Here is a 594-nt window from a genome sequence, read left to right as displayed (position 1 = left end):
GCCACGTTCTTCAGTTGAACCGGCGTCGCTGCGCCCGCGCCACCCAGCGTCACGGTGTCCTTCGCCGCGCTGTCGTACACGACTGCCAGCGATTGACCCGTGACCGGATCGATCACGCCGCCGTTCTTCAGCGAATCGCTCAGATCGCCGATGCTCTGGTTCGTCGCGAACAGCTGCGAACCATTGACCGCGTCCGTGCTCGTCGCCGACAGCGTACCGTCCGCCACGTTCGTCACCTTCACCGGACCCGTGCCATCGCCCAGCGTCACCGAACCGTAGTTCGGCGTGCCGTCCGCGTTCTTGTCGTACGTCACCGCGGCACGCGTATCGCCGTTGCCATCGACCAGCCCGGTATCCTCCAGCTTGTCCTGCAGGTCGACGATATCGCCCGTGTTCTGCGTCGTACGGCCGTCCAGATTCGCCAGCGCGTCGCCGACGTTGTCGTAGTCGACCTTGCCCGCGCCGCCGGCCGGGTCGGCCAGCGAGTACGTCGGTGCCGTCACGTTGCCGTTGCCGTCCACCGCCGAGCCGCCGCCCAGCGCATCCGCCACGCTCTGCGCCGTGCCGTACAGCTGCGAACCGTTGATCGCGTCC

General features: G+C 67.5%; 1 pseudogene. It reads right to left on the bottom strand.

Going from position 1 to position 594, the window contains the following annotated elements:
* A pseudogene (locus WT97_RS25920) lies at positions 1 to 594 on the bottom strand (hypothetical protein); the annotation flags it as partial.

This window comes from Burkholderia sp. MSMB1459WGS (assembly GCF_001534535.1).
Classification (GTDB): Bacteria; Pseudomonadota; Gammaproteobacteria; order Burkholderiales; family Burkholderiaceae; genus Burkholderia.
The sequence above is the reverse complement of the archived record's forward strand: the minus strand, read 5'-3'. Positions and strand labels throughout refer to the sequence as shown.